This window comes from Arcticibacter tournemirensis, from assembly GCF_006716645.1.
GTDB lineage: Bacteria > Bacteroidota > Bacteroidia > Sphingobacteriales > Sphingobacteriaceae > Arcticibacter > Arcticibacter tournemirensis.
This window is the reverse complement of sequence record NZ_VFPL01000001.1, coordinates 15,835-41,454: the sequence shown is the minus strand read 5'-3', so window position 1 is coordinate 41,454 and position 25,620 is coordinate 15,835. Positions and strand designations below refer to the sequence as shown.

Sequence of the window (25,620 nt, the reverse complement as noted above, 5' to 3'; positions counted from 1 at the left end):
TTTGTCAGATGACAAAATGGTATCCAATATATTTTGTATGCCGTATCATTGCTCCTCCTCCTGTAAGGGATTACTGATTCAACGTTTTGTTAAGGGCGTCAAGGAACCTGTCGGCATGCTCCCTTTTTAAATTTAATGCCGGAAGTAGTCGGAGCACGTTCGGCTTCGACTCGCCGGTAAAAATATGGTGTTTGAATAACAGATCTTTTTTTACATGAGAGAGTTCCTCGGGAAGATCAATCCCTATCATCAGTCCTCTTCCGCGAACTTCGCAAATTTTATCAAGCTTGCTTAATTCTTCAATAAGATAGGAGCCGATAGTCCGGGCATTTTCCATCAGCTTGTCATTCTCAATAACTTCGAGGACAGCTACAGCAGCAGCGCAGGCGAGATGGTTTCCGCCAAAAGTAGTTCCCAGCATTCCGTGCCACGGCTTGAATTTAGGCGCAATAGAAATCCCTGCCACAGGGAAGCCGTTTCCCATTCCTTTAGCCATGGTGTAAATATCGGCCTCTACGCCGGCAAAGTCATGGGAGTAGAATTTTCCCGACCGGCCGTATCCGCATTGCACGGAGTCGGCAATATAAACCGCATTATACTGATCACAAAGCGAACGTAATTTCTGAAGAAAGCTTTCAGTGGCGACCCTGATACCTCCAACACCCTGTATCCCCTCGATAATTACTGCCGATATTTCATTTCCAGATTCAGAAAATATCCTTTCCAACGCAGTTTCATCATTATGAGGCAAAAAGATGATGTTTTCAGTCTGGTTAACAGGAGCTACTATTTTAGGATTATCTGTACAGGATACAGCTAATGAGGTACGGCCATGAAAAGCACCCTTAAAGGCGATAACCTTCTTCCTTCCGTTGTAAAACGAAGCAAGCTTTAGCGCATTTTCGTTTGCTTCTGCTCCCGAATTACATAGGAAAAGTTGGTTATCAGCCTTCCCTGATACTTTACCAAGTAATTCCGCCAGCTGAGATTGCAGAGGTATCTCTACCGAATTAGAATAAAACCCAATCTTGTGCAGCTGATCTGTAAGCCGCTGAACATAGTGCGGATGAGTATGTCCGATGGAAATAACAGCATGCCCTCCATACAGATCAAGATACTCCTGTCCTTTATTGTCCCATACCAGGCTTCCCTGGCCTTTTGTGATTTCTATTGGGTTAAGCGGATAAACGTCGAATAATTTCATTTGAGTTAAGAGTTGAAAGTAGAAAGTTTAAAGTCTTACTTTTTTAATAAGAGCAATTAACATTGCTTTTATTTCACAAATTTGCTCATTGAGCAGCTCGTACTGATCAGAGGAAATAAACTTGAGGTCCTTAGATAATAGAAGCAAATATTCTACTTCATGTGCTGAGCCCAGCGCATTTTGTAAGAATGATGCAAAATCCTTTTGCGTATATCTGCCACAACCTTCAGCTATATTAGCAGGGATAGAGCCTGAAGCACGTTTTAATTGATTTACAAGATTAAAAGTTTCTTCTTTTGGAAAAGAGATTATATTCTTATAGATTTCAATCACAAACTGGTGTGACTTCTTCCAAACGTTAAGCTCTTTATAGTCCTGCATAAGTCTTTTAACTTTTGACCTTTTACTTTCAACTTCATCAAAACGCTGTCGCCTTCAGCCGTAGCCCCTCCTTTTCGTCAAGTCCGAACAATAAATTCATATTTTGCACTGCTTGCCCTGATGCTCCTTTAAGCAGGTTGTCCACAATGCTCAGGATCAACAGCTTGCTGCCGTGTTTTTCAACGTGCAGCAGGCATTTATTTGTGTTCACAACCTGCTTCAGATCGATATTTTTGGCAGAGACATGGGTAAAAGGATGCTCTGCATAGTAATCAGTATAGAGCTTTTCAGCTTCTTCTCCGCTCAGGTCACATTCGGTATAAAGGGATGCCATAATGCCTCGTGTGAAATCGCCGCGGTAGGGTATAAAACTTAACTCGTCAGCTTTGATTAAGGAGCCTAGGCTATTGAGTGACTCTGTTATTTCTTTAAGATGCTGATGTCCGAACGCTTTATATACTGAGACGTTATTATTTCTCCAACTGAAATGCGAGGTTGCAGAAAGACTTTGTCCCGCCCCCGTAGATCCTGTGGTCGCCGAGATGTGAACCTCCTTGTTAAGCAGTCCCGCTTTGGCCAGGGGAAGCAAAGCCAGCTGAATACAGGTGGCGAAGCAGCCCGGATTTGCTATATTACGAGCAGTACGGATCTCTTCTCTTTGCAGCTCTGGCAAACCGTAAATAAAGCTTTTAGCTTTATGCGTTTGGTTTGTAGTTAAGCGGAAGTCCTGACTTAAATCTATAATCTTAATACGTTCTTCTATTTCATTTGCATCCAGAAACTTCCTGGCATCGCCATGGCCTACACAAAGGAAAAGGACGTCAATGTCCTGGCTGAGGGTATCGGTAAATTTAAGACTTGTATCACCTAAAAGATCAGCATGCACTTCATGGATGAAGTTGTTGGCATTACTTTTACTATGTATAAACGTTATGTCTACGTAAGGATGATTAATCAAAATCCTCAGTAGCTCACCTCCCGTATACCCCGCTCCTCCAACAATGCCCGCCCTTATCCTGAATCCCTCAAACCCTGCACCGGCAGGATCTGGTACTAATTGTGCGTTCTCCATAATCAGGATTTGACTTCGTTTTCTGAAAGGCTGGCATTAACCTTGTGATAGATCATTACCTGGTTACCAAATATTTTGGAAAACCCTTTAACATCATCACCTGTCCAGGCGTTATTCATTTCACCATAGCTCCCAAATTTGCTAGACATCAGGTCGTGAGCCGATTCAATACCTATCACCTGAAAGCGGTAAGGCATCAACTGAACGAAAACCTTGCCCGACACGGTTTTTTGAGTGTCACGGAGGAAAGCTTCTATGTTGCGCATTACCGGGTCGTGGAACTGTCCTTCATGCAGCCAGTTGCCATAGAACATTGCCAGCTGGTCCTTCCAGCTAAGCTGCCACTTTGTAAGCGTATGTTTTTCGAGCGTGTGGTGTGCTTTTATGATTACCATCGGTGCAGCAGCTTCAAAGCCCACACGGCCCTTAATGCCGATAATGGTATCACCAACGTGAACGTCGCGGCCTATGCCATAAGGCTGAGCTATAGCCTGAAGAGCTTTGATGACTTCGGTAGGATGGTCGTATTTCTGTCCGTTCAGTGCAACCAGCTCTCCTTTTGCAAACTCAAGTTCTATCCTTTCAGTTCCATCTTTTGTAACCTGTACCGGCCAGGCTTCTTCTGGCAGCATTTCATTGGATGTAAGCGTTTCTTTACCGCCTACAGAGGTGCCCCAGATCCCTTTATTGATCGAATATTTGGCCTTTTCAAAGTTGTATTCAACTCCATGTTGCTTAAGGTAGTCTATTTCAGCCTCTCTGCTAAGCTTTAGGTCCCGGATCGGAGTAATAACACCCACATTCGGAATCAGGATGTTGAATATCATATCAAATCTCACCTGGTCGTTCCCTGCGCCTGTGGAGCCGTGTGCAACATAGTCAGCCGAGATCTCTCTTGCATATTCGGCAATAGCTGTTGCCTGTGTGACGCGTTCAGCACTAACAGAAAGAGGATATGTGTTATTCTTAAGTACGTTGCCATAAATAAGATATCTTATAGAGCTGTCGTAATATCCTTTTACAGCATCTACTGCATGGTGAGATGTTACCCCCAAAGCATAAGCACGTTTCTCTATATTTTCCAGCTCTTCTTTGCTGAAACCGCCGGTATCTACGATCACGGAATGCACTTCGAGTCCAAGATCTTTGGTAAGATAAATAGCACAATAGGAGGTATCAAGACCTCCGCTAAAGGCTAAAACAACTTTCTTCTTCATTTTATAAGTGTAAAAGTTTCGGGATGAGTAATATAAAAGAGAAAAGGACCTTCACAGAGCCGCGCAGCTTTTCTTCAATCCGTTCAAACAAGGAAGTTTTACGGCTTGATTTTTTCATTTCCTCTTCAAGCTGCTTCTGTTTTTCTTCAATTTCCTTCTGTTTCTCCACCGGATCGTAAAGCATGGCTGTGCAGAGGCAGTTTTTTCTGCCTTTAGCTGTTAGAATATCAAAATTTACACAGCTCTTGCATCCGCTCCAGAAATTTTCATCCTGAGTAAGTTCAGAATAAGTAACTGGTTCATAGCCTAATTCGGAGTTGATCTTCATAACAGCTAATCCGGTGGTGAGACCAAAGATTTTGGCATCAGGATATTTTTCTCGTGAAAGGGCGAAGATCCTGTTTTTGATGGCTTTTGCAAGTCCGCATTTGCGGTATAAGGGATTCACAATTAATCCCGAGTTTGCAACGAACTGCCCATGGCTCCAGGTTTCAATATAACAGAAACCAGCCCATGTACCGTCCTTGTGTAAAGCAATCACAGCTTTCCCTTCGGTCATTTTATTAACTATATAATCAGGGCTTCTGCGGGCAATTCCTGTACCTCTTGCTTTTGCCGATTCTGCCATTTCATCACATATCTGTTCTGCATACCCGGCATGCGCTTCAGATGCTACTACTACAGAGAATTCGTTTTTGTCCATTATTGTAATAATCCGATTATTCGGATAAGACTATACCTCGTCTATTAAGTTTAAGAAAATTTATTATCAATATCGGTGCCGGGATTTCCGGCTGGTTTGAGAGAGTAGGGCTGCCAACAGAATCAAACTCTTGGCATGAATGGTCGTCGGTGTCTTAAAATTAATTTTTCACTGTTATGTTTCTCACGTACCATAGCGCACGCATAACCTGTTTTGGCTGACGTTGCGGTAGTATGGGTAATGATGGATACGTTCATTTTTTAGCTTTGACTTACAGTGTTTTAATTTTTAAAAACAGTGCAAAATTATCGAATAATAATTTAGTATTACAAGAGTAATTTTAAATTTTATTCATCTAAAGGTAAAGAAAGAGGTTTTTTGCGTTTTGAGAGGCGTAGGGTAGAGGTGTAATGCTGGTTCACAGAGTTATACAACAGGATTATTCGATGTCGTTGTCTATGAACCAGGTTTAGTTTTCATCAGAAGGGCAGATCGTCTTCGGTGTTATCGTTCATCCCGATCATCTGATCTTCCGGTTTCGAAGGGTTTTGGCTTGCTGTGCTCTGATTAGTGCCATTTTCGTTATCACTTTTCCTGCCCAGCATGTTAAAGTTGTCGGCAACTATTTCGGTAACATATCTTTTGTTGCCGTCCCGGTCGTCATAAGAGCGGGTTCTCAACTTTCCTTCAACATATACCAGCTTTCCTTTTTGGAGGTATTTTGCTGCGATTTCTGCTAAGCCCCGCCACATAACCACATTATGCCATTCGGTTTGTTCGACTTTACGGCCATCGCGCGTATATGTTTCGGTTGTAGCTAAGGTGAAGTTGACAACAGTGGCTCCTCCTTCGAGGTGCCGGACTTCCGGGTCCTTGCCCAGATGCCCAACTAGAATAACTTTATTAACGCCTGACATGAGTTTAATAAGAATGTAAATCAGTTTTCAAGGTAGGAAACATTTCCAGAAATGCAAAAATTAATTTGGGCTGCGCGAGATGTTCGAGCTCGTCGTAATTGACATAAAACCAGGGTTTTTTAGATTTAAAACCATCTTTAAATCCCTTGATGACGATATATCTGGCGTGCAGCTTTTGATGACTTAAAAGATGTTTCACCGGTCCGTATACAGCCTGTATCTGCACCTGCGTCCCAAAATGATCAATGAAATCAGCGCTGCTTACTAGTTCTGACGGATCTACCGGATGCTCCGTTTCAAACAAGGGAAACTCATGAAGATTTTGCCAGATGTCCTTTTCGGTACGTTTATTCATGAGGATCCTGTTATCGTCCGCGGCAATGATGTAGTTGAAAAAGCGATCCTTGACCGCGGCTTTCCTCAACTTTACCGGTAACAGAGCAATAAGTTGCTTATTGAATGCGACACATCCGGGTCTAAGCGGGCAGGTAGCGCAGTCGGGATTCACAGGCTTGCATTGGAGAGAACCAAATTCCATCAATGCCTGGTTGCTCAGGCCCGGCCGGTCCTTGTCGATAGTTTCGTTTGCCAGCGAATAAAACGTTTTCTTACCCTCCGTGCTGTTTATTGCCTCATCAATTCCGAAATAACGGGAGAGTAACCGGAACACGTTACCATCTACCACTGCCCTTACTTCATTTGAGCTGAAAGAGGAGATTGCTGCGGCAGTATACTCTCCGATACCTTTCAGCTTAATAAGTTCATCGTATTTCTGTGGGAAATATCCGCCATGCTCTTCCATAACCATGCGGGCAGTGTGGTGCATGTTCCTTCCTCTCGAATAATATCCCAGTCCCTGCCACATGTTTAAGATATCATCCTCACAAGCTGTGGCGAAATCAGAAACAGTAGGGTATTTTTCCGAAAAACGATAAAAGTAGGGCATTCCCTGATCCACACGGGTTTGTTGCAAAATAATTTCCGAAAGCCATATGAGATAGGGGTCTTGAGTGTTTCGCCAGGGTAAATCCCTTTTGTTTTGTTCGTACCAGTTAATTACTTCATCGATAAAACGCATAATTCCCCCCTAGATTTGCAAAGGTAAAATCTGCCGGTCGGAAATCAAACCCAGTTTCTTATAGCCATTTATCCCCGGGCATAATCTAGAGTACTTAATAGTAATTAAGTTTAGAAAAACCTGAAAATCGGGCGATTTTAAAATGTATCGAACTGTCAACGCGGGAGTTAGAATAAATTTTTCGGGAATTATTTTAGGTTATCAATTTAAACCAATACTTTTGCAACCCCAAAACAATTAAGAGTTTACGAAAAGTTTAATCAAATTAAGATATGACTAAGGCAGAAATTATCGCAGAGATCTCCAGCAAAACCGGTATCGAAAAGTTAGATGTACAGGAAGCGGTAGAGGCGTTTTTTAAAGTGATAAAGAATTCAATGGTTAATGGTGAAAACGTATATGTGCGCGGTTTTGGGAGCTTTGTTGTAAAGAAAAGAGCAACAAAGACAGCTCGTAACATTTCAAAAAATACAGCCATTATTATCCCCGAACATTTTGTTCCAAGCTTCAAACCCGCCAAGGTGTTTGTTGAAAAAGTTAAAAACGGAAACGTTACAAAATTAGCAGCTGCGGCTGAAGAAGCAAAAACAGCTACAGAAGCATAGTATTAAATGATGATCAAAAGAAAGCAAATAGCGGTAATAGGATTAGTAGTAGTACTAATGGGCCTTTTGCTTTCTCTTGATATCAAAGGATTGGTAAAAGAAGAAGGACAGCATTCGGGAGAAGCTGCTACTAGTGCCTCTCAGGCGACGGTAGTTTCTCTCGAAAGTGTGTCAAATACTGCCAAGCAGTCGATCACTCCTGATTTTTCCCGTCAGATATCAGAGCTGGAAAGCCAACTGAAAAATGCCGGAGAATCCGAGAAACTGAAATTGCAAAAACAGCTCGCTCAGAAATGGGATGACCTGAATCAGCCTGCTCCCGCGGCATTTTACTTCGAACAACTCGCTAAAGCCAGTAATCAATATTCTGAATGGCTAAAGTCAGGCGACTTGTTTACAAATGCCTACCAAACTACTCAGGACAGCCTTATTCAACCCGGTCTTGTAGCAAAAGCGATCGAATCATATCAGAAAGCGTTAGAATTGCAGCCCGCTAGTCTGGAAGCAAAGACAGGCCTCGGTGTTGCGTATGTAAACGACAGCTCTAACCCAATGCAAGGCATTCAGCTTCTGCTGGGGGTAGTGAAAGAGGATCCTTCAAATATCAAGGCCAACATGAGTCTTGGTTTATTTTCAATCAAGTCTGGTCAATTCGATAAGGCCGTTAATCGGTTCAAGACAGTTATTGCTCAGCAACAGATTCCTGATGCGTGGTTCTACCTGGCTACCTGCTATGAAAACTTAGGTGAAAAAAGCGAAGCTATCGCCGCTTTTGAGAAAAGTAAGGAGCTTGCTGCAGATCCTGGTTTTTCAGCTTACATCGACAAAAGGATCAAGGAATTAAAGAATTAATTAATAACAATAAAAACATTTAAAAATTTAAGATTATGCCAAGCGGTAAGAAAAGAAAAAGACATAAAATGGCTACCCACAAACGCAAAAAGCGTTTAAGAAAGAACAGACACAAGAAAAAATAAATTTAAGTCACTGGTAAGGGTACTCAGTGGATGTTATACCAAGGTATAGAATTATCGCTTAGTATTTATTACTTATGACTTATCACTTAAAGACCTCCACGCACACGCGGCCGGGGGTTCTTGTGTTATAAATCATTTCTGGTGTTGTACGCTGGCGGTGGAATAATCCGCCATTAAAAGAGTAGCTGTTGGTAAAGGAATTAATAATCAATTCAAGCCCCAGTGGGGTGACTATAGCTTTACTGCAAGACAAGCAACTCGTAGAACTTCACGCAGAGCACATTAACAACAACTATGCTGTTGGAGATATTTACCTGGGCCGGATAAAGAAAATTATGCCCGGGTTAAATGCTGCTTTTGTAGATGTAGGCTACGAAAAAGACGCTTTCCTGCACTATCTTGACCTGGGGCCTCAGGTATTGTCGCTGATTAAGCTGACCAAGATTGTAAAGAATGGCAGTTATAAAGATAAACTGCTGAATAGTTTTAAGCTGGAAGAAGATATCAATAAATCCGGCAAGATCTCTGAAGTTCTGAACCGCAACATGCTGTTGCCTGTGCAGATCGCGAAAGAGCCAATTTCAACTAAAGGCCCGCGCTTAAGCTCTGATCTTTCCATTGCGGGAAGGTTTGTTGTTCTGGTGCCTTTCTCCGACTCTATATCCATATCAAAAAAGATTAAGAGTAACACTGAAAGGAATCGCTTAAAAAAGATAGTTGAAAGTATTAAACCGAAGAGTTTCGGAGTAATTATCCGTACTGTTTCCGAAGGGAAAGGTGTCACCGAGCTTCAAAAAGATCTCCTTGATCTGATAGCGCGCTGGGAAACTTTTTCCAAACGGTTGAGTACAACCGAGCCTTCGAAGATAGTATTAGGTGAAATGGGCAGAACATCCACTATTCTCCGGGATCTTCTTAACGCCGATTTCACGAATATTCATGTTAATGATACCAGTATTTATGAAGAAATACGTTCTTACGTTCAGGGGATCTCTCCCGAACTTGAGAAGATTGTAAAACTTTATAAGCACCGGGAACCCATATTTGAACATTTTGGAGTTGAGAAACAAATAAAGGGAGCTTTTGGTCGTACTGTTAACCTCGCAGGAGGGGCTTATCTGGTTATTGAACATACCGAAGCTCTTCACGTCGTTGACGTAAACAGTGGTAACAGAACAGCTAATCCTGAAAACCAGGAAGAAAATGCATTTCAGGTAAACAAGGAAGCAGCAAGGGAGATCGCCAGGCAACTTCGTTTGCGCGATATGGGGGGCATTGTAGTGGTCGATTTTATCGATATGCATAAGCCTAATAACCGCAAAGAGCTTTTCGATTATCTGAAGCAGCAAATGGCGCTTGATCGTGCGAAGCACACAATATTGCCTCCGAGCAAATTCGGCCTTGTACAGATTACAAGGCAACGCGTTCGTCCTGAGATGAACATAGTAACAAATGAAAAATGCCCTGCTTGTAACGGTACCGGAGAAATCAAGGCAAGCATCATTTTGATGGACGACATTGAGAGCAATCTCACCTATATTCTGAATGAGCAGAATGAGAAGAGTGTGACACTTTGTGTACATCCTTATATTGAAGCCTATATCAAGAAGGGCTTTATCTCCAGACAGTGGAAATGGTTCTTTAACTTTGGCAAATGGATCACTGTTAAAGCTATTCCATCGTATTACCTTACTGAATTCCACTTCCTCAACTCCAAAGAGGAAGAGATCAAATTATAATTTGCTATTTATAAACCATAATACCGGACTTACAAACATCGTAAGTTCGGTATTATGATTTTACGTAGTTTAGCTTACTATTACCGACAAACCCGGGCGCTTAGCTTTAAGCGTTACCGGATATATCAAAAATTAAAAGAAGAACAAATTGGCCAAGACGAAATCAGCATATTTTTGCCAAAGCTGTGGATATGAGTCGGCGAAGTGGCTTGGAAAATGCCCTTCCTGCAACCAGTGGAATACCTTTGTTGAAGAAGTGATTCAAAAGCCCGGAAATGCAGCTCCCGACTGGAAAGTCAGTCCTTCAGGCTCCCGGGTGACACGACCTACAGCGATACATGAAATTGTATATACAGAAGAAAACCGGCTTGTTACTCCTGATAGTGAATTTAACAGGGTATTAGGCGGGGGAATCGTTCCTGGCTCCCTGGTATTAATAGGGGGTGAGCCGGGCATAGGGAAATCGACGCTGATGCTGCAACTGACCCTTAATCTGCCAAATTTAAGGGTTCTTTACGTTTCTGGGGAAGAAAGCGAACATCAGATAAAGATGCGCGCAGAGCGGCTGTCGTCTGGTTCGGCAGGAGGCGATGTCTATATACTCACAGAAACCTCTACTCAGAATATATTTAAACAGATAGAAGCTCTTGAGCCGCAGCTTGTGATAGTTGACTCCATCCAGACCCTATATTCTGCTCATATAGAATCAACTCCCGGCAGCGTATCGCAGGTCCGTGAATGTACCGCCGAGCTTCTGCGTTTTGCTAAGGAAACTTCCACTCCCGTTTTTTTAATTGGCCACATTACTAAAGATGGCGCTATTGCCGGACCTAAAATACTGGAGCATATGGTGGATACCGTTCTTCAGTTTGAGGGCGACAGGCATCATGTATATCGTATATTACGCGCTGTTAAGAATCGATTTGGATCGGCATCAGAACTCGGTATTTATGAGATGCAGGGTAATGGTTTACGTGAAGTATCTAACCCCTCGGAGATATTGCTTTCGCAAAGGGATGAGCAGCTGAGTGGCATTACAATATCGGCCATGCTTGAAGGCGCCAGGCCGATGCTCATCGAAACCCAGGCCCTGGTAAGTTCATCTGCATATGGTACCCCTCAGCGTTCTGCCACAGGCTTTGATACCAGAAGGATGAATATGCTGCTTGCAGTACTCGAAAAGCGTTGTGGTTTTCGGTTAAGTGCTAAAGATGTCTTTCTGAATATTGCCGGAGGGTTAAGAGTAGAAGATCCAGCAGTAGATCTGGGTATTATTGTTGCCATTATCTCATCTCATGAAGACATTCCCGTGTCTTCTAAAATCTGTTTTGCATCCGAAGTAGGCTTGTCGGGAGAAATAAGGGCGGTAAATCGCATCGAGCAGCGTATCGCTGAAGCACAGAAACTGGGCTTCGAACAAATCTATATTTCTAAGTACAACCAAAAGGGACTTGACACTTCGCGATATACAATCGAGATTAAAAGTGTATCAAAGATAGAGGAGGTGTTTGGGAGTTTATTTGGGTAAAGCTGAAAGAGTTGAGAGTTTAGAGTTGAAAGTATAAAGTTTTGCACTTCTAACTTTCAACTCTAAACATTTAACTCTTAACTACTTACTCAGGTACATCGACTTTTCCTTGTATAGCTTCACAAAGTAAGGATCATCGACCCCCGTTATAAAGCGGATAGCTTCGCCGGTAGATTTCATTTCCGGACCCAGTTGTTTGTCTACATCAGGGAATTTATCGAAAGAGAACACCGGTTCTTTAATAGCATATCCTACCAGTTTCCTTTCGATGTTGAAGTCTTTAAGTTTATTAACTCCAAGCATGATCTTTGCAGCTATATTGATGTAAGGAACATCATATGCTTTCGCAATGAAAGGTACTGTTCTCGAAGCGCGTGGATTTGCCTCAATAACATATACTTTTTCCTGCTTTATAGCAAACTGGATATTGAGCAGACCGCGTACGTTTAACGACTTTGCGAGTTTAACTGTATATTCCTCCATTTGGCGGATCACGTTTTCCGACAGGTTGAACGGAGGCAGAACAGCGCTGGAGTCGCCGGAGTGTATTCCCGCAGGCTCTATGTGTTCCATTAAACCAATAATATGAACATCCTCACCATCGCAGATAGAGTCTGATTCGGCTTCTTCCGCCCGGTCAAGGAAATGATCAATCAGTACGCGGTTTCCAGGAAGGTCGCCTAATAGTTTAACTACTGCTTTTTCAAGGTCGTCATCATTTATTACAATGCTCATTCCCTGGCCTCCAAGGACATAGCTAGGCCTTACCAACACAGGGTAGCCAACCTGATGAGCCACTTCAATAGCTTCTTCGGCACTTTCGGCAACACCGTATTTAGGGTATGGAATGCCGAGATCTTTCAGCAGATCAGAAAAACGACCCCTGTCCTCGGCAATGTCCATATCATTGAAGGTAGTGCCGATGATCTTGATACCCTTTTCATGAAGCTTTTCAGCCATTTTTAGAGCTGTCTGACCACCCAGCTGAACGATCACGCCTTCGGGTTTTTCATGCTCGATGATCTCTCTTACGTGTTCCCAGAAAACCGGCTCGAAATACAGCTTATCAGCCATGTTGAAGTCTGTTGACACTGTTTCAGGGTTACAATTAATCATGATAGATTCGTAACCCGATTCTTTTGCCGCAAGTAAGCCATGAACGCAGGAATAATCGAATTCTATACCTTGTCCGATCCGGTTAGGCCCTGAGCCAAGCACGATGATCTTCTTTTTATCACTTACCTGCGACTCGTTCTCATCTTCGAAAGTGGAGTAATAGTATGGAGTTTGCGCCTGGAATTCAGCGGCGCAGGTGTCGACCATCTTATAAACCCGTTTAATGCCGAGCTCTTTCCTCCGATCGTATACTTCATCTTCGGTTACATTACCTAAGAGCCATGCTATCTGTATGTCTGAAAAACCTTTTTGCTTCAGTGTCAGGAAAAAGTCTTTAGGGATGTTATTCAGAGAATAACGCTTAAGCTCCTGCTCTAGAATTACCAGCTCCTGGATCTGTACAAGGAACCATTTATCTATTCTTGTTACTTTGCGTATCGACTCGATCGGAACACCAAGACTCATTGCATCTTTGATGAGGAACACGCGGTTCCATGTTGGATGCTCCAGCCCGTGCATTATTTCTTCAAGGTTACGATTCTGCCTGCCATCCGCCCCTAATCCCGCACGGCCTATTTCGAGACTTTGAGTTGCTTTTTGAAGAGCTTCTATGAATGTACGGCCTATTGCCATCACCTCGCCTACCGATTTCATCTGAAGGCCAAGTTCTTTATTGGCACCCTTAAACTTATCAAAGTTCCAGCGCGGAACTTTAACGATTACATAGTCGAGTGTAGGTTCGAAATATGCAGAAGTGGTTTTGGTGATTTGATTCTCAATTTCATCGAGATTGAAGCCGATAGCCAGTTTAGCAGCTATTTTGGCAATAGGATATCCCGTTGCTTTCGATGCAAGGGCAGACGAGCGAGATACCCGGGGGTTGATCTCAATAGCAATGATCGATTCGTCGGCAGGGTTAACAGAGAACTGAACATTACAGCCTCCCGCAAAGTTGCCGATAGCGCGCATCATTTTGATAGCCTGATTTCGCATCTCCTGATAACAGCGGTCACTAAGCGTCATTGCTGGCGCTACCGTAATGGAATCGCCAGTATGGATCCCCATAGGATCGAAGTTCTCAATAGAACAAATGATAATAACATTGTCTTTATTGTCGCGCAAAAGTTCAAGCTCGAACTCTTTCCAGCCAAGCACGGCCTGTTCTACCAGCACCTCATGCGTAGGCGAAGCCTGCAGTCCACGGCTCAACGCTGCATCGAACTCTTCTTTTTTGTGAACAAAACCACCGCCTGTACCACCTAAGGTGTAAGACGGACGGATTACAAGCGGGAATCCTATCTCCTGTGCTGCTTCTTTTCCTTCAAGGAAGGAGTTAGCGATTCTTGAGTTCGCAATGCCTACCCCAATATCGATCATCAGCTGGCGAAATTCCTCACGGTTTTCCGTTTTCTCGATAGCCGCAACGTCGACCCCGATCACCTTTACGCCATACTTTTCCCAGATGCCCAGCTCCTCAGCCTCCTTGCAAAGGTTCAGGGCCGTTTGCCCCCCCATTGTAGGAAGAACAGCGTCAATCTTCTGTTCCTGAAGGATTGTTTCAATGCTTTGGCAATTTAAAGGACGAAGATAAACATGGTCGGCAATCACCTTATCCGTCATAATAGTAGCCGGATTGGAATTGATGATAGAAACTTCAATCCCTTCCTCTTTAAGTGACAGAGCAGCTTGTGAGCCCGAATAGTCAAATTCGCAGGCCTGGCCGATAATAATTGGTCCTGAACCAATGATCAGGACTGATTTAATTGAAGAATCTTTTGGCATGGAGTTATTAAAGTCAAATTTTAAAATTCAAGTCAAAAAAGACTTAGCAGCCAGGGAGATTAGTGATGTATAAAAACAAAAATCCCGACTGGATTGTCGGGATGCAAAGGTAAGCATTTCAAGCGTTTCTGTATGTAATAAATGTATTATTTTTTAACACATTGCATATACAACGTAAATAGGTGGTCGCGAAAATTACATATTAATTTAGCGGCCCGACGGTTCCAGGTTTAGCATGATAGGTAGAGTATATTGTACTCTGACCGGTATACCATGCTGCTGGCCCGGAAGCCATTTTGGCGAACTTCTCAGCATTCTTATGGCTTCAGAGCCGGTGCCTGCTCCCAGATCCCTTATTATTTTAATATTAGAAAGCCTACCATCTTTTTCTACAACAAAACCCATTATAAGTCTTCCGCTTACCCCCTTCTTTCGTGCTTCCGCTGGGTAAGAAAAGTTGTTTCCGACATAATAGTAAAATTCTTTGATACCTCCTGGATAATCAGGCATCTTTTCTAATTCTTTATATTGATTGGTAATTCCTTGTTCATCTTTTGATACACCCTGGACGAACTTGCCCTTTTCATAGGTTTCCTCATAAGTTGACCTTCCGACGCGCCCTTTCCAAATTCCATCTTTTTCTCCTTCAATGTAGCTGCCTTCCTCAGTTACTTCATTCTTGTCATTAAAACGTTTGATGGCGCCTGTGCCATCTTTTACTAATTGAGCACCGGTAGAATCGAAGAAACTAATGAGCCTTTGTCTTTCACGTGTGTAATCATTAGTCGACCCTGGCTTGCCCGTTCCCGGAATGATTTCAACGACTTCCCGTAACTGGCCGTTTTGATAATAGAAGGACGCATTACCTACCCGGCGGCCGTTTTGGTAGTTAGTAACCTCTTTCTTTTTACCATTTCGGTAATACGAAGTAACCTCTCCTTCAAATACAAGTGAGGGATCAATCTTTGATGCAAGTCCCGTTCGTTTCTTAGAATTATCCGGATAATATTCATTCACACTATAAAGCACCGAGCCAGAATCAGGCTCTTCTACGATCCGTATAAAGTCGGCCTTCTCTTTTTTCTTTACTTGCTCACCGTTGTCTTTTAGAAAAAAGGTTTCTTGTTTGTTTTGGCCGAAGGCAGCGGTGCTGATAAACAAACCGAGGATAAGGATTTTCTTCATATACTATTTTCAGTAAAAATATTTATTTTTTTTATCCTGAAGAAGCTTTTTCTTGCCCCCGCTCCTGCTTTTTATACTTTTGCAAAGTGATCCTCTGCGAAACTACTTTCTGGCGGCTTTTCTGGAATCAACTGGTCGAAACATCTGCTCTCGAATGGACGGGTACCATTACCGGCTTTTTATGTGTTTATCTTGCGGCGAAGCAGCACATATTGAACTGGCCTGTCTCTATAATCAGCGTTGCGGCTTATGCCGTCCTGTTTTACGATTATAGATTGTATGGCGATGCTGTCCTTCAGTTGTATTTCTTAAGCACGGCCGTTTACGGATGGTATTACTGGATTAAAAGGAAGGAGCAGCATAAGAAACCGGTAGTGTCTCTTCATACCGAAGGTTATGTAATGGTGGTGGTTTCTATAGCAATACTCTCTTATATTCTTGGCCTTTTCCTTGATCACTATACCAACAGCGACGTTCCTTATATAGATGGAGCCTGCACGGCCATTAGTTTCGTAGCGCAATTTTTAATGACACGGAAAGTAATGCAGAACTGGATCCTTTGGATTATTGTGGATGCTTGTTACGTTCCCTTATATTTATATAAGCAGCTTGCCTTAACGGCCGTTCTGTATTTATTGTTCCTGTTTATTGCAACAATAGGGTTTATTGACTGGAGAAGATCGTGGAAAACACAGAAAATATAAAGAAGATAGCTATAGTTGGCCCTGAATCGACGGGCAAGTCGACCATCGCGGCCCAACTCGCGGCCCATTATAATACTGTTTGGGTACCTGAGTATGCCCGTGAGTATTGCAGCAAATTAACAGAGCCGTGCACATGGCAGGACGAAATCAATATGTTCAGAGGGCAGTTGGATCTTGAGAATCAACTGCTAGGAAGTGCAAATAAACTCCTCATCTGTGATACTACGTTTATAACCGTAAAGATCTGGAGTGATTATATGTTCGGAAAGGCTCCGGAAGAAGTGCTGTACAAGCTCCCGCGTCATCCTTACGATTTTTATCTGCTAATGGATATAGATTTGCCATGGATGGACGATCCTCTGCGCGATTTTCCACATCTTAGAGAATACTTCATGGACGTTTGGCATAAAGAACTTAGAGAATTAAATGCATCTTATGTGGTAGTATCAGGCAGCAGTGATACCCGTGTTAACAATGCCATCGCCGCTGTGGATAAATATCTGCATTGTTAATAATTGCTTAACATAATTTAACGGTTTAATATCAGGGATTGTTTTAATTTTGTCTATCTGTTTTATAGAGGTTGTAACATTTATTATAAAGTAGCGTCTTTAGTATATAGATTTCTGAAACTACAGAATAGAAAGCGTGCAGCGCTTCTAAATCAAAAGGTTATTCGGGACGAAAAGAGAAGGTTGATCGGTGTATTCTGAATGCCACATTATTAATCCTTCGACTTAGCTCTCCTAAGTATACGTTCTTTTTAAATTAATGATTAAAACCTTCCGCCAGGCGGAGGGTTTTTTTATTTTAAAACGGATCATTATCTTCGAACAGTTTATTTTATGGAAATATTAGCTACCCCCGAAATATGGATTTCGCTCATCACCCTTACGGTGCTTGAGATTGTGTTAGGAATTGATAACATTATTTTTATATCGATTCTTTCAGGTAAGCTTCCTTTGCATCAACAAAAGAAAGCCCGGCAGTTGGGTTTAGCACTTGCCATGATTACCCGTGTGTTGTTGTTGTTATCATTAACCTGGATCATGAAGCTAACGACGCCCCTTTTTAATGTTGGTGAATGGATTGGGATAGCAAACGAAGAGTGGCTGGAAAAGATGGCGATTTCGGGGCGTGATTTGATCCTGATTATAGGAGGTCTGTTCCTAATTTACAAGAGTACCAGTGAAATTCACGAGAAACTCGAAGGAGAAGATCATCAGCAGGAGTCAAAAACCGTGAAGTCTTTCTCGGGAGTAATTATTCAGATTCTGCTTCTTGATATTGTGTTCTCTCTTGATTCTGTGATAACAGCAGTCGGAATGGCCGATGAAGTATTGGTAATGATCGCGGCTGTTGTAATTGCTGTGTGCGTAATGATGCTTTCAGCCAGCGGCATCAGCCGGTTTGTAAATAATCATCCTACGGTTAAAATGCTCGCATTGTCATTCCTGTTGCTGATAGGCGTGTCTTTGCTGGCTGAAGGCTTTGAACAGCACATACCCAAGGGATATATTTATTTTGCTATGGCTTTCTCTGTTCTGGTCGAGATGCTGAATCTGAAAATGAAAGCAAGCTCAGCCAAGCCGGTCCATTTAAGGAACCTGCCTGATGAGAGTAATACGGCGCCTGAACAGAATAAATAATTTCTTTTAGATAACCCTACACAACAATCCCTTCAGGTATTCTCCTTCGGGGAAAGAGGCTCTGACAGGATGATCTTCAGGTTGCGAGAACTGATGTATAAACTGTACGTCCTTTCCAGCATCTAATGCTGCCCATGCCAGTATCTGCTTAAAGTGATTTATGTCTACAGCCCCCGAGCATGAAAATGTCGCCAGGAGTCCGCCGCTGTTAAGGAGACCCATACTGATCCTGTTAAGATCTTTGTATGCACGCGAAGCCTTGTCAAGCAATGATCGCGAGGGAGCATATTTCGGTGGATCAAGCACGATTACGTCAAAGCGTTCATCCTGTTCTTTAAACAAGCGTAATTGCTTATTCACATCCGACTGAATCGCCTGATGTTTAAGACCATCAAAGCCATTCAAACTTACGTTGCGCTTAAGAGTTTCAATGGCAAGCGGAGAGCTGTCCACGCTAATTACTTCAGCAGCGCCTTTCTTTAAGCAGTTCAATGTAAAGCCGCCTGAATAAGAGAAGCAATCGAGCACACGCTTGCCGCTTGCATGCTCCGATACCACTCTGCGGTTGTCACGCTGATCACAGAAGAAACCAGACTTCTGACCTTCTGCTATATTTATCAGATACCTGATGCCATTTTCTGACACTTCAACATATTCCGGTGGCTCCTCCCCATAAAGGCTTCCAAAAGAAGCATCTAATCCCTCGTGCGAACGGGCAGAAGCATCACTTCTGTCGAATATCCCTTTTGGGCGCAGCTGCTGTTGCAGCTCATCAAGCAATACTCCTTTTACTTTCTCAATCCCCGATGTGAGAATTTGTACCGAAATATAATCGCCGTAGCGATCAGCGATCAGGCCCGGGAGGAAATCAGCTTCGCTGAAAATCAGCCTGTATGCATTTGTCTCCTTAGAGTCCAAAAGACCCTGTCTGGATTCAAGAGATTTACGTATTTTGTTTCTCCACCAGAGTTCATTGATATCTGTGTTTTCCGTCCATTCGAGGAGGCGGACAGCAACCCTCGACTGGCTGTTAAAAAAGCCTTTCGCCAGGAATGTACCTGAATGATCTGTAACCGTTACAATATCGCCATCGTCAGGGCTTCCTTTCACATTGTCAACAGCTCCCGAAAAAACCCATGGATGCAACTGTCGTACTGCTTTATCTTTTCCCTTTTTTAAACGAATCTCTGCCATGCTGCAAATCTAAGATTATGTTTATCAGTTTGTATATTTTGCAAATAAAAGCAATTTACTAAGTTTGGTAAGATGGAACACATAACCTGGAGAGACTTTGAAAAAGTTGAGCTTCTGGCAGGAACGGTATTGGAAGTATTGGATTTTCCTGAAGCGAAAAAGCCTGCTTATAAACTGAAAGTTGATTTTGGTGAATACGGAATCAAGTGGAGCAGTGCACAAATAACCAAACATTATAAGAAAGAAGAGCTGTACGGAAAACAAATCATAGGAGTTGTTAATTTTCCTCCTAAGCAAATTGCAAACTTTATGTCCGAGTTTCTCGTAACAGGATTTGCAGACATGAACGGTGATATTGTACTTTCTACTATTGAACGACAGGTCCCGAACGGCTCAAAATTAATTTAGAGAAATGCGTTATATCAGTTTTACAGATGAGCCTTCCATAGCTCCCGATGAATTTTACATGAACGAGGCAATTAAAGAGGCTAAAGTTGCCTTAGATCTGGATGAGGTGCCGATTGGAGCAGTAGTGGTATGTAATGGTAAGATCATTGGTCGTGGCCATAATCTCACCGAACGCCTGAATGATGTTACAGCACATGCAGAAATGCAGGCTTTTACTGCCGCTGCTAATTATTTAGGTGGGAAGTATTTAAAAGATTGCACGTTATATGTCACTATTGAGCCTTGCATTATGTGTGCAGGAGCTTCATACTGGACTCAGATAAGCCGTATTGTTTTTGGAGCGCACGATATGAAGCGGGGGTTTAGTCGCATCAACCAGCAAATCACTCATCCCCGGACAGAAATAGTTAGCGGGGTAAAAGAAAACGATTGTGCTACGTTGATGAAAAACTTCTTTTTAAGGAAAAGAAGTAAAAGTTGACATACTGCTGAACAAAAAATTTAAGCATAAGTTATCTTTGTACTGGCTTAAATGTTTAACCTTTTAAATATATAAATTATGGCTTTCGAACTACCTGCGTTACCATACGCATCAGACGCGCTTGAACCGCACATTGATAAAGCTACTATGGAGATTCACCATGGTAAGCACCATCAGGCTTATGTTGACAACTTAAATAAAGCGCTGGCCGGAACAGATGCTGAGAGCAAATCGCTTGAAGATATCCTGGCAAACATTTCCAGCTTCCCTGCTGCCGTGCGAAATAATGGCGGCGGTCACTATAATCACAGCTTGTTCTGGACCGTGCTGTCTCCTGATGGCGGAGGCGAGCCTACTGGCGAACTTGCAGAGGCTATTAATGAAGCTTTTGGCTCATTTGAAGATTTCAAAAAGAAGTTCAGTGAAGCAGGTGCTACGCGCTTCGGATCCGGCTGGGCATGGCTTTCGGTAGCTGCCGACGGCAAATTGCAGGTTTCTTCTACTCCTAACCAGGACAATCCCTTAATGGATGTTGCCGATGTAAAGGGTACTCCGATTTTAGGAATGGACGTGTGGGAGCATGCTTATTATCTTAAATATCAGAATAAGCGCCCCGACTACATTGCCGCTTTCTGGAATGTAGTTGACTGGAATGCAGTTGCAGAGCGTTTTAAAAAGTAAGTTAAAAGAACTTTTAAGGGAGCAGTGTATTTACGAATACACTGCTTTTTTTTATGGAGAGAAAATTGAAATATTTAACCGGGCCGCTGTTACTATCAGCAATAAGCTTACTGTCTTCATGCCAGCTAATAACAGATATTTTTAAAGCAGGCTATTACGTTAGTATTTTTGTTGTTATAGGTGTTTTGGTTTTAATTTACTGGATGCTCAGCTTCTTCAAAAGATAAAAATGAACTGTCCATTGTCAACCGTCCATTGTCCATTGTCAATTTATTGAAGTTTCCATTACTTCTTTTTTGTTTCTGCTCAGCATATGTTGAGGTATCGATTCAATAATTTCTTTTTCAAGAGCAGTGATAATTCCCCTCTTTAGAAAGTTACGGTGAGTAACAATGCTCATTTCCCTTGCAGGAACAGGTTTGCTGAAACGCTTCACCCTTTGTAGCTGCTCTTCAGAAAAGTCTGTGAGGCTTAGTTCTGGCAGGATCGTGATACCAGCATTAATGTCTACCATTCTTTTAAGCGTTTCAACACTCCCGGTATTGTACTCAAAAGCCCGCAGCTTATTGCCCATTTCCCGATGGGTACAGATGTTCAGGACCTGATTCCGCATACAGTGCCCTTCGTTCAGCAGCCAGAGTTCACTGGGGTTGATATCCCGGGCTTTAATCTCGTTTTTTTCGAGCAGTTTGTTTAAAGGAGATGTATAAGCAACAAAATCCTCGTAAAACAGAGGAATTTCGGTAAGGCTCTTATCTTCCAGAGGAGTAGAAAGTATGCCGCAATCAAGCAACCCTGTCTTTAATTTCTTGACTATTTGGTCTGTTGTATATTCCCAGATCTGAATATGAACCTTGGGGTACTTATCCGAAAAGTTTAAAATAATCTTCGGAAGAAGGTAGGGCGCAACGGTAGGAATAACACCAACCTTAAGTTCACCTGCGAGTTCTTTTTTGTAAGAACTGATGATCTCTTCGAGGTTTGACGATTCGGCCAGAACAACACGCGCCTGTTCAATCACTTCCTGCCCGATATCGGTAGGTACAACCGGTTGCTTACTTCTGTCGAATAGTTTTACTCCTAATGTTTCCTCGAGCTTCTGGACCTGCATGCTCAAAGTGGGCTGTGTAACAAAGCACTTCTCAGCGGCCACACCAAAACTACGATAGGTATCGACCGCCACAATATATTCTAGTTGTACAAGTGTCATAGTATTTATCTATACAAAGATAGTAATTATCGATTTTATATATTAATTATTTATCCTGATACTTGCATCGCAGGGCGCTTAAGTCGGTTTTACGCTTGACACTCTTCTTTTAGAAATAGATTATAAGGAATCTGCTCATGCAGATGAGAATGCATAGCGGGGCTCGAAGAAATTATGTTTATGTTGAATATTGGGGTTTTTAATTACAAAGAGGCTTTACAAATTTGTAAGCCTCTTTTTTCTTATCGGAAACCCTGAATTCACGTGAAAGATTTGTTGTGTAGCTTTCACATTTCTGCTTTTCCCTTTCAGCTTTCAATCCCTTTCGCCCCCACAACTCACAACCTTCAACTCACAACCCACATCTCTACTCCACCGTCACCGATTTAGCAAGATTTCTGGGTTGGTCTACGTTGCAGCCTCTTAGCACGGCGATATGGTATGAAAGTAACTGTAAGGGGATAGTTGCCAGAAGAGGTAAATAAGCCTCGTTAGTGTCTGGTATTTCGATAACATAATCAGCCATTTTCTTAACCTCTTTATCGCCCTCGGTAACAATGGCGATAACCTTCCCTTTACGGGCCTTCACTTCCTGGATATTGCTTATCACTTTCTCATACGACGAATTCTTTGTCGCAATAAAGATAACAGGCATATCTTCGTCGATCAGCGCTATCGGACCGTGTTTCATTTCGGCCGCAGGATAACCTTCGGCATGTATATAGGATATTTCTTTCAGCTTCAAGGCTCCTTCGAGCGCAACGGGAAACCCGCTTCCTCTTCCGAGGAAAAGGCAGTTCCTTGAATCTTTTAACTTTTCGGATATGGCTAGAACCGTGTCGTTCGATTTAAGGCATTGTTCAACAAGCGAAGGGATCTCATCAAGCTCTGTCAGCATCTTTACCATCTCACCCTGGTGAATAGAGCCCCTCTGTTGTGCGATATATAAAGCCATAAGAGTAAGCACGGTAACCTGTGCAGTAAATGCCTTGGTAGAAGCAACGCCTATTTCAGGGCCTGCATGGGTATAGACTCCGGCATGGGTGATACGGGGAATGGATGAGCCAACTACATTGCAGATACCAAATATGGTGGCTCCCTTTTCTTTCGCTAATTCAATAGCAGCCATTGTATCGGCCGTTTCACCAGACTGCGAGATAGCAATAACAAGATCCTTTTCAGAGATAATGGGATTACGGTAACGGAATTCTGACGCATATTCTACTTCAACCGGAACCCTTGCGTATTCTTCTATCAGGTATTCTCCTACGAGGCCGGCATGCCAGGAAGTTCCGCAGGCTATAATGACAATGCGGTCAATATTTTTCAGCTTTTCGGTATAGTCCTTAATTCCGCCCAGCTGTACTTTTCCTTCTTTCGGATAGATGCGGCCTCTCATGCAATCTTTAATCGAACGCGGTTGCTCGTAGATCTCTTTCAGCATAAAATGGTCGAATCCGCCCTTTTCAAGCATTTCAAGCTTAAGCGTCAGTTCCTGTATGGACGGAGTCTGAATGATATTATCGATACTCTTAACAATAATTTCATCCCTTGACACTGCGGCAATCTGGTTGTCCTTCAGGTAGATCACGTTTTTGGTGTATTCTACTATCGGCGACGCATCTGAAGCTATGAAATATTCATTCTGACCAACTCCAATCACCATAGGACTTCCTTTTCTGGCAGCAATCAGCAGATCTGGCTCATCCTGGCTCATCACAACAATAGCGTAGGCACCGATAACTTTTGTTAATGCTACCCTGACCGCTTCTGCCAAGTCAAGATTATCAGCCTTCTGTACCTCTTCAATCAGATGTACCAGAATTTCTGTATCCGTATCACTGTTGAAAACGTGTCCCTTGGCCTGTAAAGCTTCTTTTAAGGTAGCATAATTCTCAATGATGCCGTTATGAATGATAGAAAGTCTTCCGTCGCCTGACTGGTGAGGGTGAGAATTCCGGTCGGAAGGTTCTCCATGGGTCGCCCAACGGGTATGGCCCATGCCTATAGTACCAGTTTTATCTTTTCCTGCAGCAAACTCTTCAAGTTCGCTTACCTTTCCTGCTTTCTTATAAGTTTTGAGGCTGCCGTCTAATAAGGCAATGCCTGCACTGTCATATCCCCGGTATTCTAACCGGTGTAAGCCTTTAACGATGATGCTCCATGCATCACGATGGCCGATATATCCAACAATTCCGCACATGGTTTTATTAAATGATTTAGGGGGGCTAATTTAATCAAAAAGATAAAGCGTGAAAGGTATATTATCAGTGTAGCGAATAGAGATCATACTATAAATGCGTCCCGACAAATAGTGAGACGCATTTATAGTGTTGTAAATCTACCGCTTAAGCGGCCAAAAATGCAGGCATGGCCCTTTTTTGCAGCTATTGATGCGGAAGCGTATAGTAAATATTTAGCTTTATCTTAAACTCGGGATGATCCTTACCTGCCAGGATAGACCTGGATGCCGTTGTCGCTATCGTAGAGATATTCCTCGATTGTTGAGATATAAATCTAACGTCAGATGGAATAATATACACCGGATATTGTTCCGATTTTCCTGAAAGGACATGCTGAACGTAAGTGCTGAGGTTAAAGATATACCGTTTTTTTGTGCTGTCATAAGACGATCCGCCCCAATATGATACCTGATCCGGCAAACTCTGCCTCTGGCCCGCAATGTCTGGTTGATACAAGGTTAATGCCTGAGACGGCTCCAGAATACTGGTGGTGCTGGTTCCCGTATATACTACCAGCTCCGCTTTATTTATAGCGATATTGCCGAGTTGTTTTAAGTTCTTAAGATCCGGAAAAGTCACTTTCGTTTTCAAGCCGCCCATCGGCTGAACGTACACCGTGCTGAACGTTTGCAAAGGAGCATCAAGCTGTGCTTTTACTGCTGTTCCTTCGTAATTATGCTTAATGGATGCCGCCTCTCCGGCTACGTTGAACGACGCTGTAAGCGTATCCTTTCCTCCGGAAGAATTGGTGTTTCTATAGAAAACATCCAACCTGGCGACCACATCAGTAGCAGCCATGTTCAGAAATGCAATACCACCTGTTGCATCAGCAGCTTTGCTAACCTTCAGGTATAAGCCTTTTAGGTGGTTGACAAAAGCAGTATTATTTGCAAGGTTCGAGGTTCCGGCATTTACGATCTTTGCCCTTATGTAAGCAGTATCTACCTTAATCCTTAACTGAGGCGCAACTTTCACCAAAGTATCGGGTCCGCCCTTTACGATTTGCGTGATCCGAATACTGTCTCTCCAGGCGAAATTCCTGATGCCCTCTTTAGATCCCTTGCTTTCACCGATACTCCAGACTTTATTACTGTAATAATTCGCTCCAAATTTCTCAGTTAGCTCATGCACGTCTACTTTGTAAGATGTATTAAGCGAATCGCCATAAAAATCATTCCCATAACGCATTACCAATACAGCAGAGTCAAGTATTGGACCAGTGCCGAAGGTGAATCCGCTTGAAGGTAAACTTAACTGCATGGCAATACCAGCTTCAGTGGTGCCAAGGTCCGGATCGCTTAAAGAACCCAGTGGATACTGGCCTATATTAAACGTATTAACACTGTCGTCTCTTACGGTAACAGTATTTACATTATAATTTGCTATATATTTTCCGTTAATGGAATCCTGCGGATTTATATCCAGTCCGATTAAGTCAGATTTCTGACAGCTGCTAAAAGCAAAAAGACCTATTAATGTGATTAATAAGCCCTGTACAAAATATTTCATTGGCCTTTGTTATCGTCTCTTTAAATTATTGGCGCTA

23 protein-coding genes are annotated in these 25,620 nt (G+C 42.7%); 10 read left to right on the top strand and 13 right to left on the bottom strand.

The annotated features are described in order from the left end of the window. Nucleotides 1–70: 70 nt before the first annotated feature. The 7 genes from BDE36_RS00185 to mutY form a co-directional block, all read right to left on the bottom strand. Complete coding sequence (locus tag BDE36_RS00185; protein ID WP_128769849.1) at nt 71–1,204, bottom strand: aspartate aminotransferase family protein; 1,134 nt, start codon at nt 1,202–1,204, stop codon at nt 71–73. A 27-nt stretch (nt 1,205–1,231) separates the two neighbouring features. Continuing rightward, on the bottom strand, nt 1,232–1,585 hold the full coding sequence (locus BDE36_RS00180) for a four helix bundle protein (protein ID WP_141813282.1): 354 nt from the start codon (nt 1,583–1,585) through the stop codon (nt 1,232–1,234). Between the two features lie 37 nt (nt 1,586–1,622). Then, a complete protein-coding gene (gene argC, locus BDE36_RS00175) occupies nt 1,623–2,657 on the bottom strand; it encodes an N-acetyl-gamma-glutamyl-phosphate reductase (RefSeq protein ID WP_141813281.1) in 1,035 nt (344 codons plus the stop codon). 2 nt (nt 2,658–2,659) lie between these two features. Then, nucleotides 2,660–3,874: an argininosuccinate synthase gene (argG, locus tag BDE36_RS00170; RefSeq protein ID WP_141813280.1), complete on the bottom strand. Its 1,215-nt coding sequence runs from the start codon at nt 3,872–3,874 to the stop codon at nt 2,660–2,662. Nucleotide 3,875: 1 nt separating this feature from the next. After that, entirely contained in the window at nt 3,876–4,577 is a 702-nt protein-coding gene (locus tag BDE36_RS00165) for a GNAT family N-acetyltransferase (protein ID WP_141813279.1), read from the bottom strand. Between the two features lie 479 nt (nt 4,578–5,056). Then, entirely contained in the window at nt 5,057–5,494 is a 438-nt protein-coding gene (locus BDE36_RS00160) for a single-stranded DNA-binding protein (protein ID WP_141813278.1), read from the bottom strand. 4 nt (nt 5,495–5,498) lie between these two features. Next, on the bottom strand, nt 5,499–6,572 hold the full coding sequence (gene mutY, locus BDE36_RS00155) for an A/G-specific adenine glycosylase (protein ID WP_141813277.1): 1,074 nt from the start codon (nt 6,570–6,572) through the stop codon (nt 5,499–5,501). A 272-nt stretch (nt 6,573–6,844) separates the two neighbouring features. Here mutY and BDE36_RS00150 point away from each other — a divergent pair, with 272 nt between their 5' ends. The 4 genes from BDE36_RS00150 to radA all read left to right on the top strand — a co-directional run bounded on the left by BDE36_RS00150 (nt 6,845) and on the right by radA (nt 11,421). Further along, nucleotides 6,845–7,177: an HU family DNA-binding protein gene (locus BDE36_RS00150; protein ID WP_109415489.1), complete on the top strand. Its 333-nt coding sequence runs from the start codon at nt 6,845–6,847 to the stop codon at nt 7,175–7,177. Between the two features lie 6 nt (nt 7,178–7,183). Beyond that, nucleotides 7,184–8,029: a tetratricopeptide repeat protein gene (locus tag BDE36_RS00145; protein WP_235904473.1), complete on the top strand. Its 846-nt coding sequence runs from the start codon at nt 7,184–7,186 to the stop codon at nt 8,027–8,029. Between the two features lie 313 nt (nt 8,030–8,342). Beyond that, nucleotides 8,343–9,893, top strand: coding sequence for an Rne/Rng family ribonuclease (locus BDE36_RS00140; protein WP_128769856.1), 1,551 nt, complete (start codon nt 8,343–8,345; stop codon nt 9,891–9,893). Between the two features lie 148 nt (nt 9,894–10,041). Next, on the top strand, nt 10,042–11,421 hold the full coding sequence (radA, locus tag BDE36_RS00135; RefSeq protein WP_128769857.1) for a DNA repair protein RadA: 1,380 nt from the start codon (nt 10,042–10,044) through the stop codon (nt 11,419–11,421). Between the two features lie 81 nt (nt 11,422–11,502). Here radA and carB read toward each other — a convergent pair whose 3' ends face one another. Both carB and BDE36_RS24060 read right to left on the bottom strand, forming a co-directional pair. Then, the gene (gene carB, locus BDE36_RS00130) at nt 11,503–14,319 is read right to left on the bottom strand and encodes a carbamoyl-phosphate synthase large subunit (protein ID WP_141813276.1); all 2,817 of its coding nucleotides are present in this window, start codon (nt 14,317–14,319) and stop codon (nt 11,503–11,505) included. A gap of 207 nt (nt 14,320–14,526) precedes the next feature. Further along, nucleotides 14,527–15,504, bottom strand: a complete 978-nt coding sequence (locus BDE36_RS24060; protein ID WP_235833118.1) for an energy transducer TonB — start codon at nt 15,502–15,504, stop codon at nt 14,527–14,529. A gap of 86 nt (nt 15,505–15,590) precedes the next feature. Here BDE36_RS24060 and pnuC point away from each other — a divergent pair, with 86 nt between their 5' ends. The 3 genes from pnuC to BDE36_RS00110 all read left to right on the top strand — a co-directional run bounded on the left by pnuC (nt 15,591) and on the right by BDE36_RS00110 (nt 17,857). Then, a complete protein-coding gene (pnuC, locus tag BDE36_RS00120) occupies nt 15,591–16,208 on the top strand; it encodes a nicotinamide riboside transporter PnuC (protein ID WP_128769859.1) in 618 nt (205 codons plus the stop codon). Further along, entirely contained in the window at nt 16,187–16,720 is a 534-nt protein-coding gene (locus BDE36_RS00115; RefSeq protein ID WP_128769860.1) for an AAA family ATPase, read from the top strand. The genes pnuC and BDE36_RS00115 overlap by 22 nt, the downstream gene beginning before the upstream one ends. A gap of 333 nt (nt 16,721–17,053) precedes the next feature. Further along, nucleotides 17,054–17,857 carry a TerC family protein gene (locus tag BDE36_RS00110; protein ID WP_128769861.1) on the top strand — a complete coding sequence of 268 codons (804 nt, stop codon included), beginning with the start codon at nt 17,054–17,056 and terminating at the stop codon, nt 17,855–17,857. A gap of 6 nt (nt 17,858–17,863) precedes the next feature. Here the strand turns inward: BDE36_RS00110 and BDE36_RS00105 are convergent, their stop codons facing one another. Beyond that, on the bottom strand, nt 17,864–19,051 hold the full coding sequence (locus BDE36_RS00105) for a class I SAM-dependent rRNA methyltransferase (RefSeq protein WP_141813275.1): 1,188 nt from the start codon (nt 19,049–19,051) through the stop codon (nt 17,864–17,866). A 72-nt stretch (nt 19,052–19,123) separates the two neighbouring features. On the opposite strand from BDE36_RS00105, the gene BDE36_RS00100 reads away from it, so the two are divergent. From BDE36_RS00100 to BDE36_RS00090, 3 genes are all read left to right on the top strand, one after another. Further along, complete coding sequence (locus BDE36_RS00100; protein WP_128769863.1) at nt 19,124–19,459, top strand: tRNA-binding protein; 336 nt, start codon at nt 19,124–19,126, stop codon at nt 19,457–19,459. Between the two features lie 4 nt (nt 19,460–19,463). Then, nucleotides 19,464–19,940 carry a nucleoside deaminase gene (locus tag BDE36_RS00095; RefSeq protein ID WP_128769864.1) on the top strand — a complete coding sequence of 159 codons (477 nt, stop codon included), beginning with the start codon at nt 19,464–19,466 and terminating at the stop codon, nt 19,938–19,940. A gap of 78 nt (nt 19,941–20,018) precedes the next feature. Then, nucleotides 20,019–20,621: a superoxide dismutase gene (locus BDE36_RS00090; RefSeq protein WP_128769865.1), complete on the top strand. Its 603-nt coding sequence runs from the start codon at nt 20,019–20,021 to the stop codon at nt 20,619–20,621. 265 nt (nt 20,622–20,886) lie between these two features. Here the strand turns inward: BDE36_RS00090 and BDE36_RS00085 are convergent, their stop codons facing one another. The 3 genes from BDE36_RS00085 to BDE36_RS00075 form a co-directional block, all read right to left on the bottom strand. Next, on the bottom strand, nt 20,887–21,831 hold the full coding sequence (locus BDE36_RS00085; protein ID WP_128769866.1) for a hydrogen peroxide-inducible genes activator: 945 nt from the start codon (nt 21,829–21,831) through the stop codon (nt 20,887–20,889). A gap of 367 nt (nt 21,832–22,198) precedes the next feature. After that, nucleotides 22,199–24,034: a glutamine--fructose-6-phosphate transaminase (isomerizing) gene (glmS, locus tag BDE36_RS00080; RefSeq protein ID WP_141813274.1), complete on the bottom strand. Its 1,836-nt coding sequence runs from the start codon at nt 24,032–24,034 to the stop codon at nt 22,199–22,201. A gap of 184 nt (nt 24,035–24,218) precedes the next feature. Next, on the bottom strand, nt 24,219–25,583 hold the full coding sequence (locus BDE36_RS00075; protein ID WP_141813273.1) for a DUF4270 domain-containing protein: 1,365 nt from the start codon (nt 25,581–25,583) through the stop codon (nt 24,219–24,221). Nucleotides 25,584–25,620 lie beyond the last annotated feature (37 nt).

Bases quoted from the DNA above. Each gene is read 5' to 3' on its own strand.
- BDE36_RS00145 (WP_235904473.1), top strand. From the start codon at position 7,184: ATGATGATCAAAAGAAAGCAAATAGCGGTAATAGGATTAGTAGTAGTA.
- BDE36_RS00075 (WP_141813273.1), bottom strand. From the start codon at position 25,583: ATGAAATATTTTGTACAGGGCTTATTAATCACATTAATAGGTCTTTTT.
- BDE36_RS00090 (WP_128769865.1), top strand. From the start codon at position 20,019: ATGGCTTTCGAACTACCTGCGTTACCATACGCATCAGACGCGCTTGAA.
- BDE36_RS00110 (WP_128769861.1), top strand. From the start codon at position 17,054: ATGGAAATATTAGCTACCCCCGAAATATGGATTTCGCTCATCACCCTT.
- BDE36_RS00095 (WP_128769864.1), top strand. From the start codon at position 19,464: ATGCGTTATATCAGTTTTACAGATGAGCCTTCCATAGCTCCCGATGAA.
- BDE36_RS24060 (WP_235833118.1), bottom strand. From the start codon at position 15,504: ATGAAGAAAATCCTTATCCTCGGTTTGTTTATCAGCACCGCTGCCTTC.
- mutY (WP_141813277.1), bottom strand. From the start codon at position 6,572: ATGCGTTTTATCGATGAAGTAATTAACTGGTACGAACAAAACAAAAGG.
- BDE36_RS00165 (WP_141813279.1), bottom strand. From the start codon at position 4,577: ATGGACAAAAACGAATTCTCTGTAGTAGTAGCATCTGAAGCGCATGCC.
- carB (WP_141813276.1), bottom strand. From the start codon at position 14,319: ATGCCAAAAGATTCTTCAATTAAATCAGTCCTGATCATTGGTTCAGGA.
- BDE36_RS00160 (WP_141813278.1), bottom strand. From the start codon at position 5,494: ATGTCAGGCGTTAATAAAGTTATTCTAGTTGGGCATCTGGGCAAGGAC.
- glmS (WP_141813274.1), bottom strand. From the start codon at position 24,034: ATGTGCGGAATTGTTGGATATATCGGCCATCGTGATGCATGGAGCATC.
- argC (WP_141813281.1), bottom strand. From the start codon at position 2,657: ATGGAGAACGCACAATTAGTACCAGATCCTGCCGGTGCAGGGTTTGAG.
- BDE36_RS00085 (WP_128769866.1), bottom strand. From the start codon at position 21,831: ATGACACTTGTACAACTAGAATATATTGTGGCGGTCGATACCTATCGT.
- BDE36_RS00100 (WP_128769863.1), top strand. From the start codon at position 19,124: ATGGAACACATAACCTGGAGAGACTTTGAAAAAGTTGAGCTTCTGGCA.
- BDE36_RS00185 (WP_128769849.1), bottom strand. From the start codon at position 1,204: ATGAAATTATTCGACGTTTATCCGCTTAACCCAATAGAAATCACAAAA.
- BDE36_RS00105 (WP_141813275.1), bottom strand. From the start codon at position 19,051: ATGGCAGAGATTCGTTTAAAAAAGGGAAAAGATAAAGCAGTACGACAG.
- BDE36_RS00150 (WP_109415489.1), top strand. From the start codon at position 6,845: ATGACTAAGGCAGAAATTATCGCAGAGATCTCCAGCAAAACCGGTATC.
- BDE36_RS00180 (WP_141813282.1), bottom strand. From the start codon at position 1,585: ATGCAGGACTATAAAGAGCTTAACGTTTGGAAGAAGTCACACCAGTTT.
- argG (WP_141813280.1), bottom strand. From the start codon at position 3,874: ATGAAGAAGAAAGTTGTTTTAGCCTTTAGCGGAGGTCTTGATACCTCC.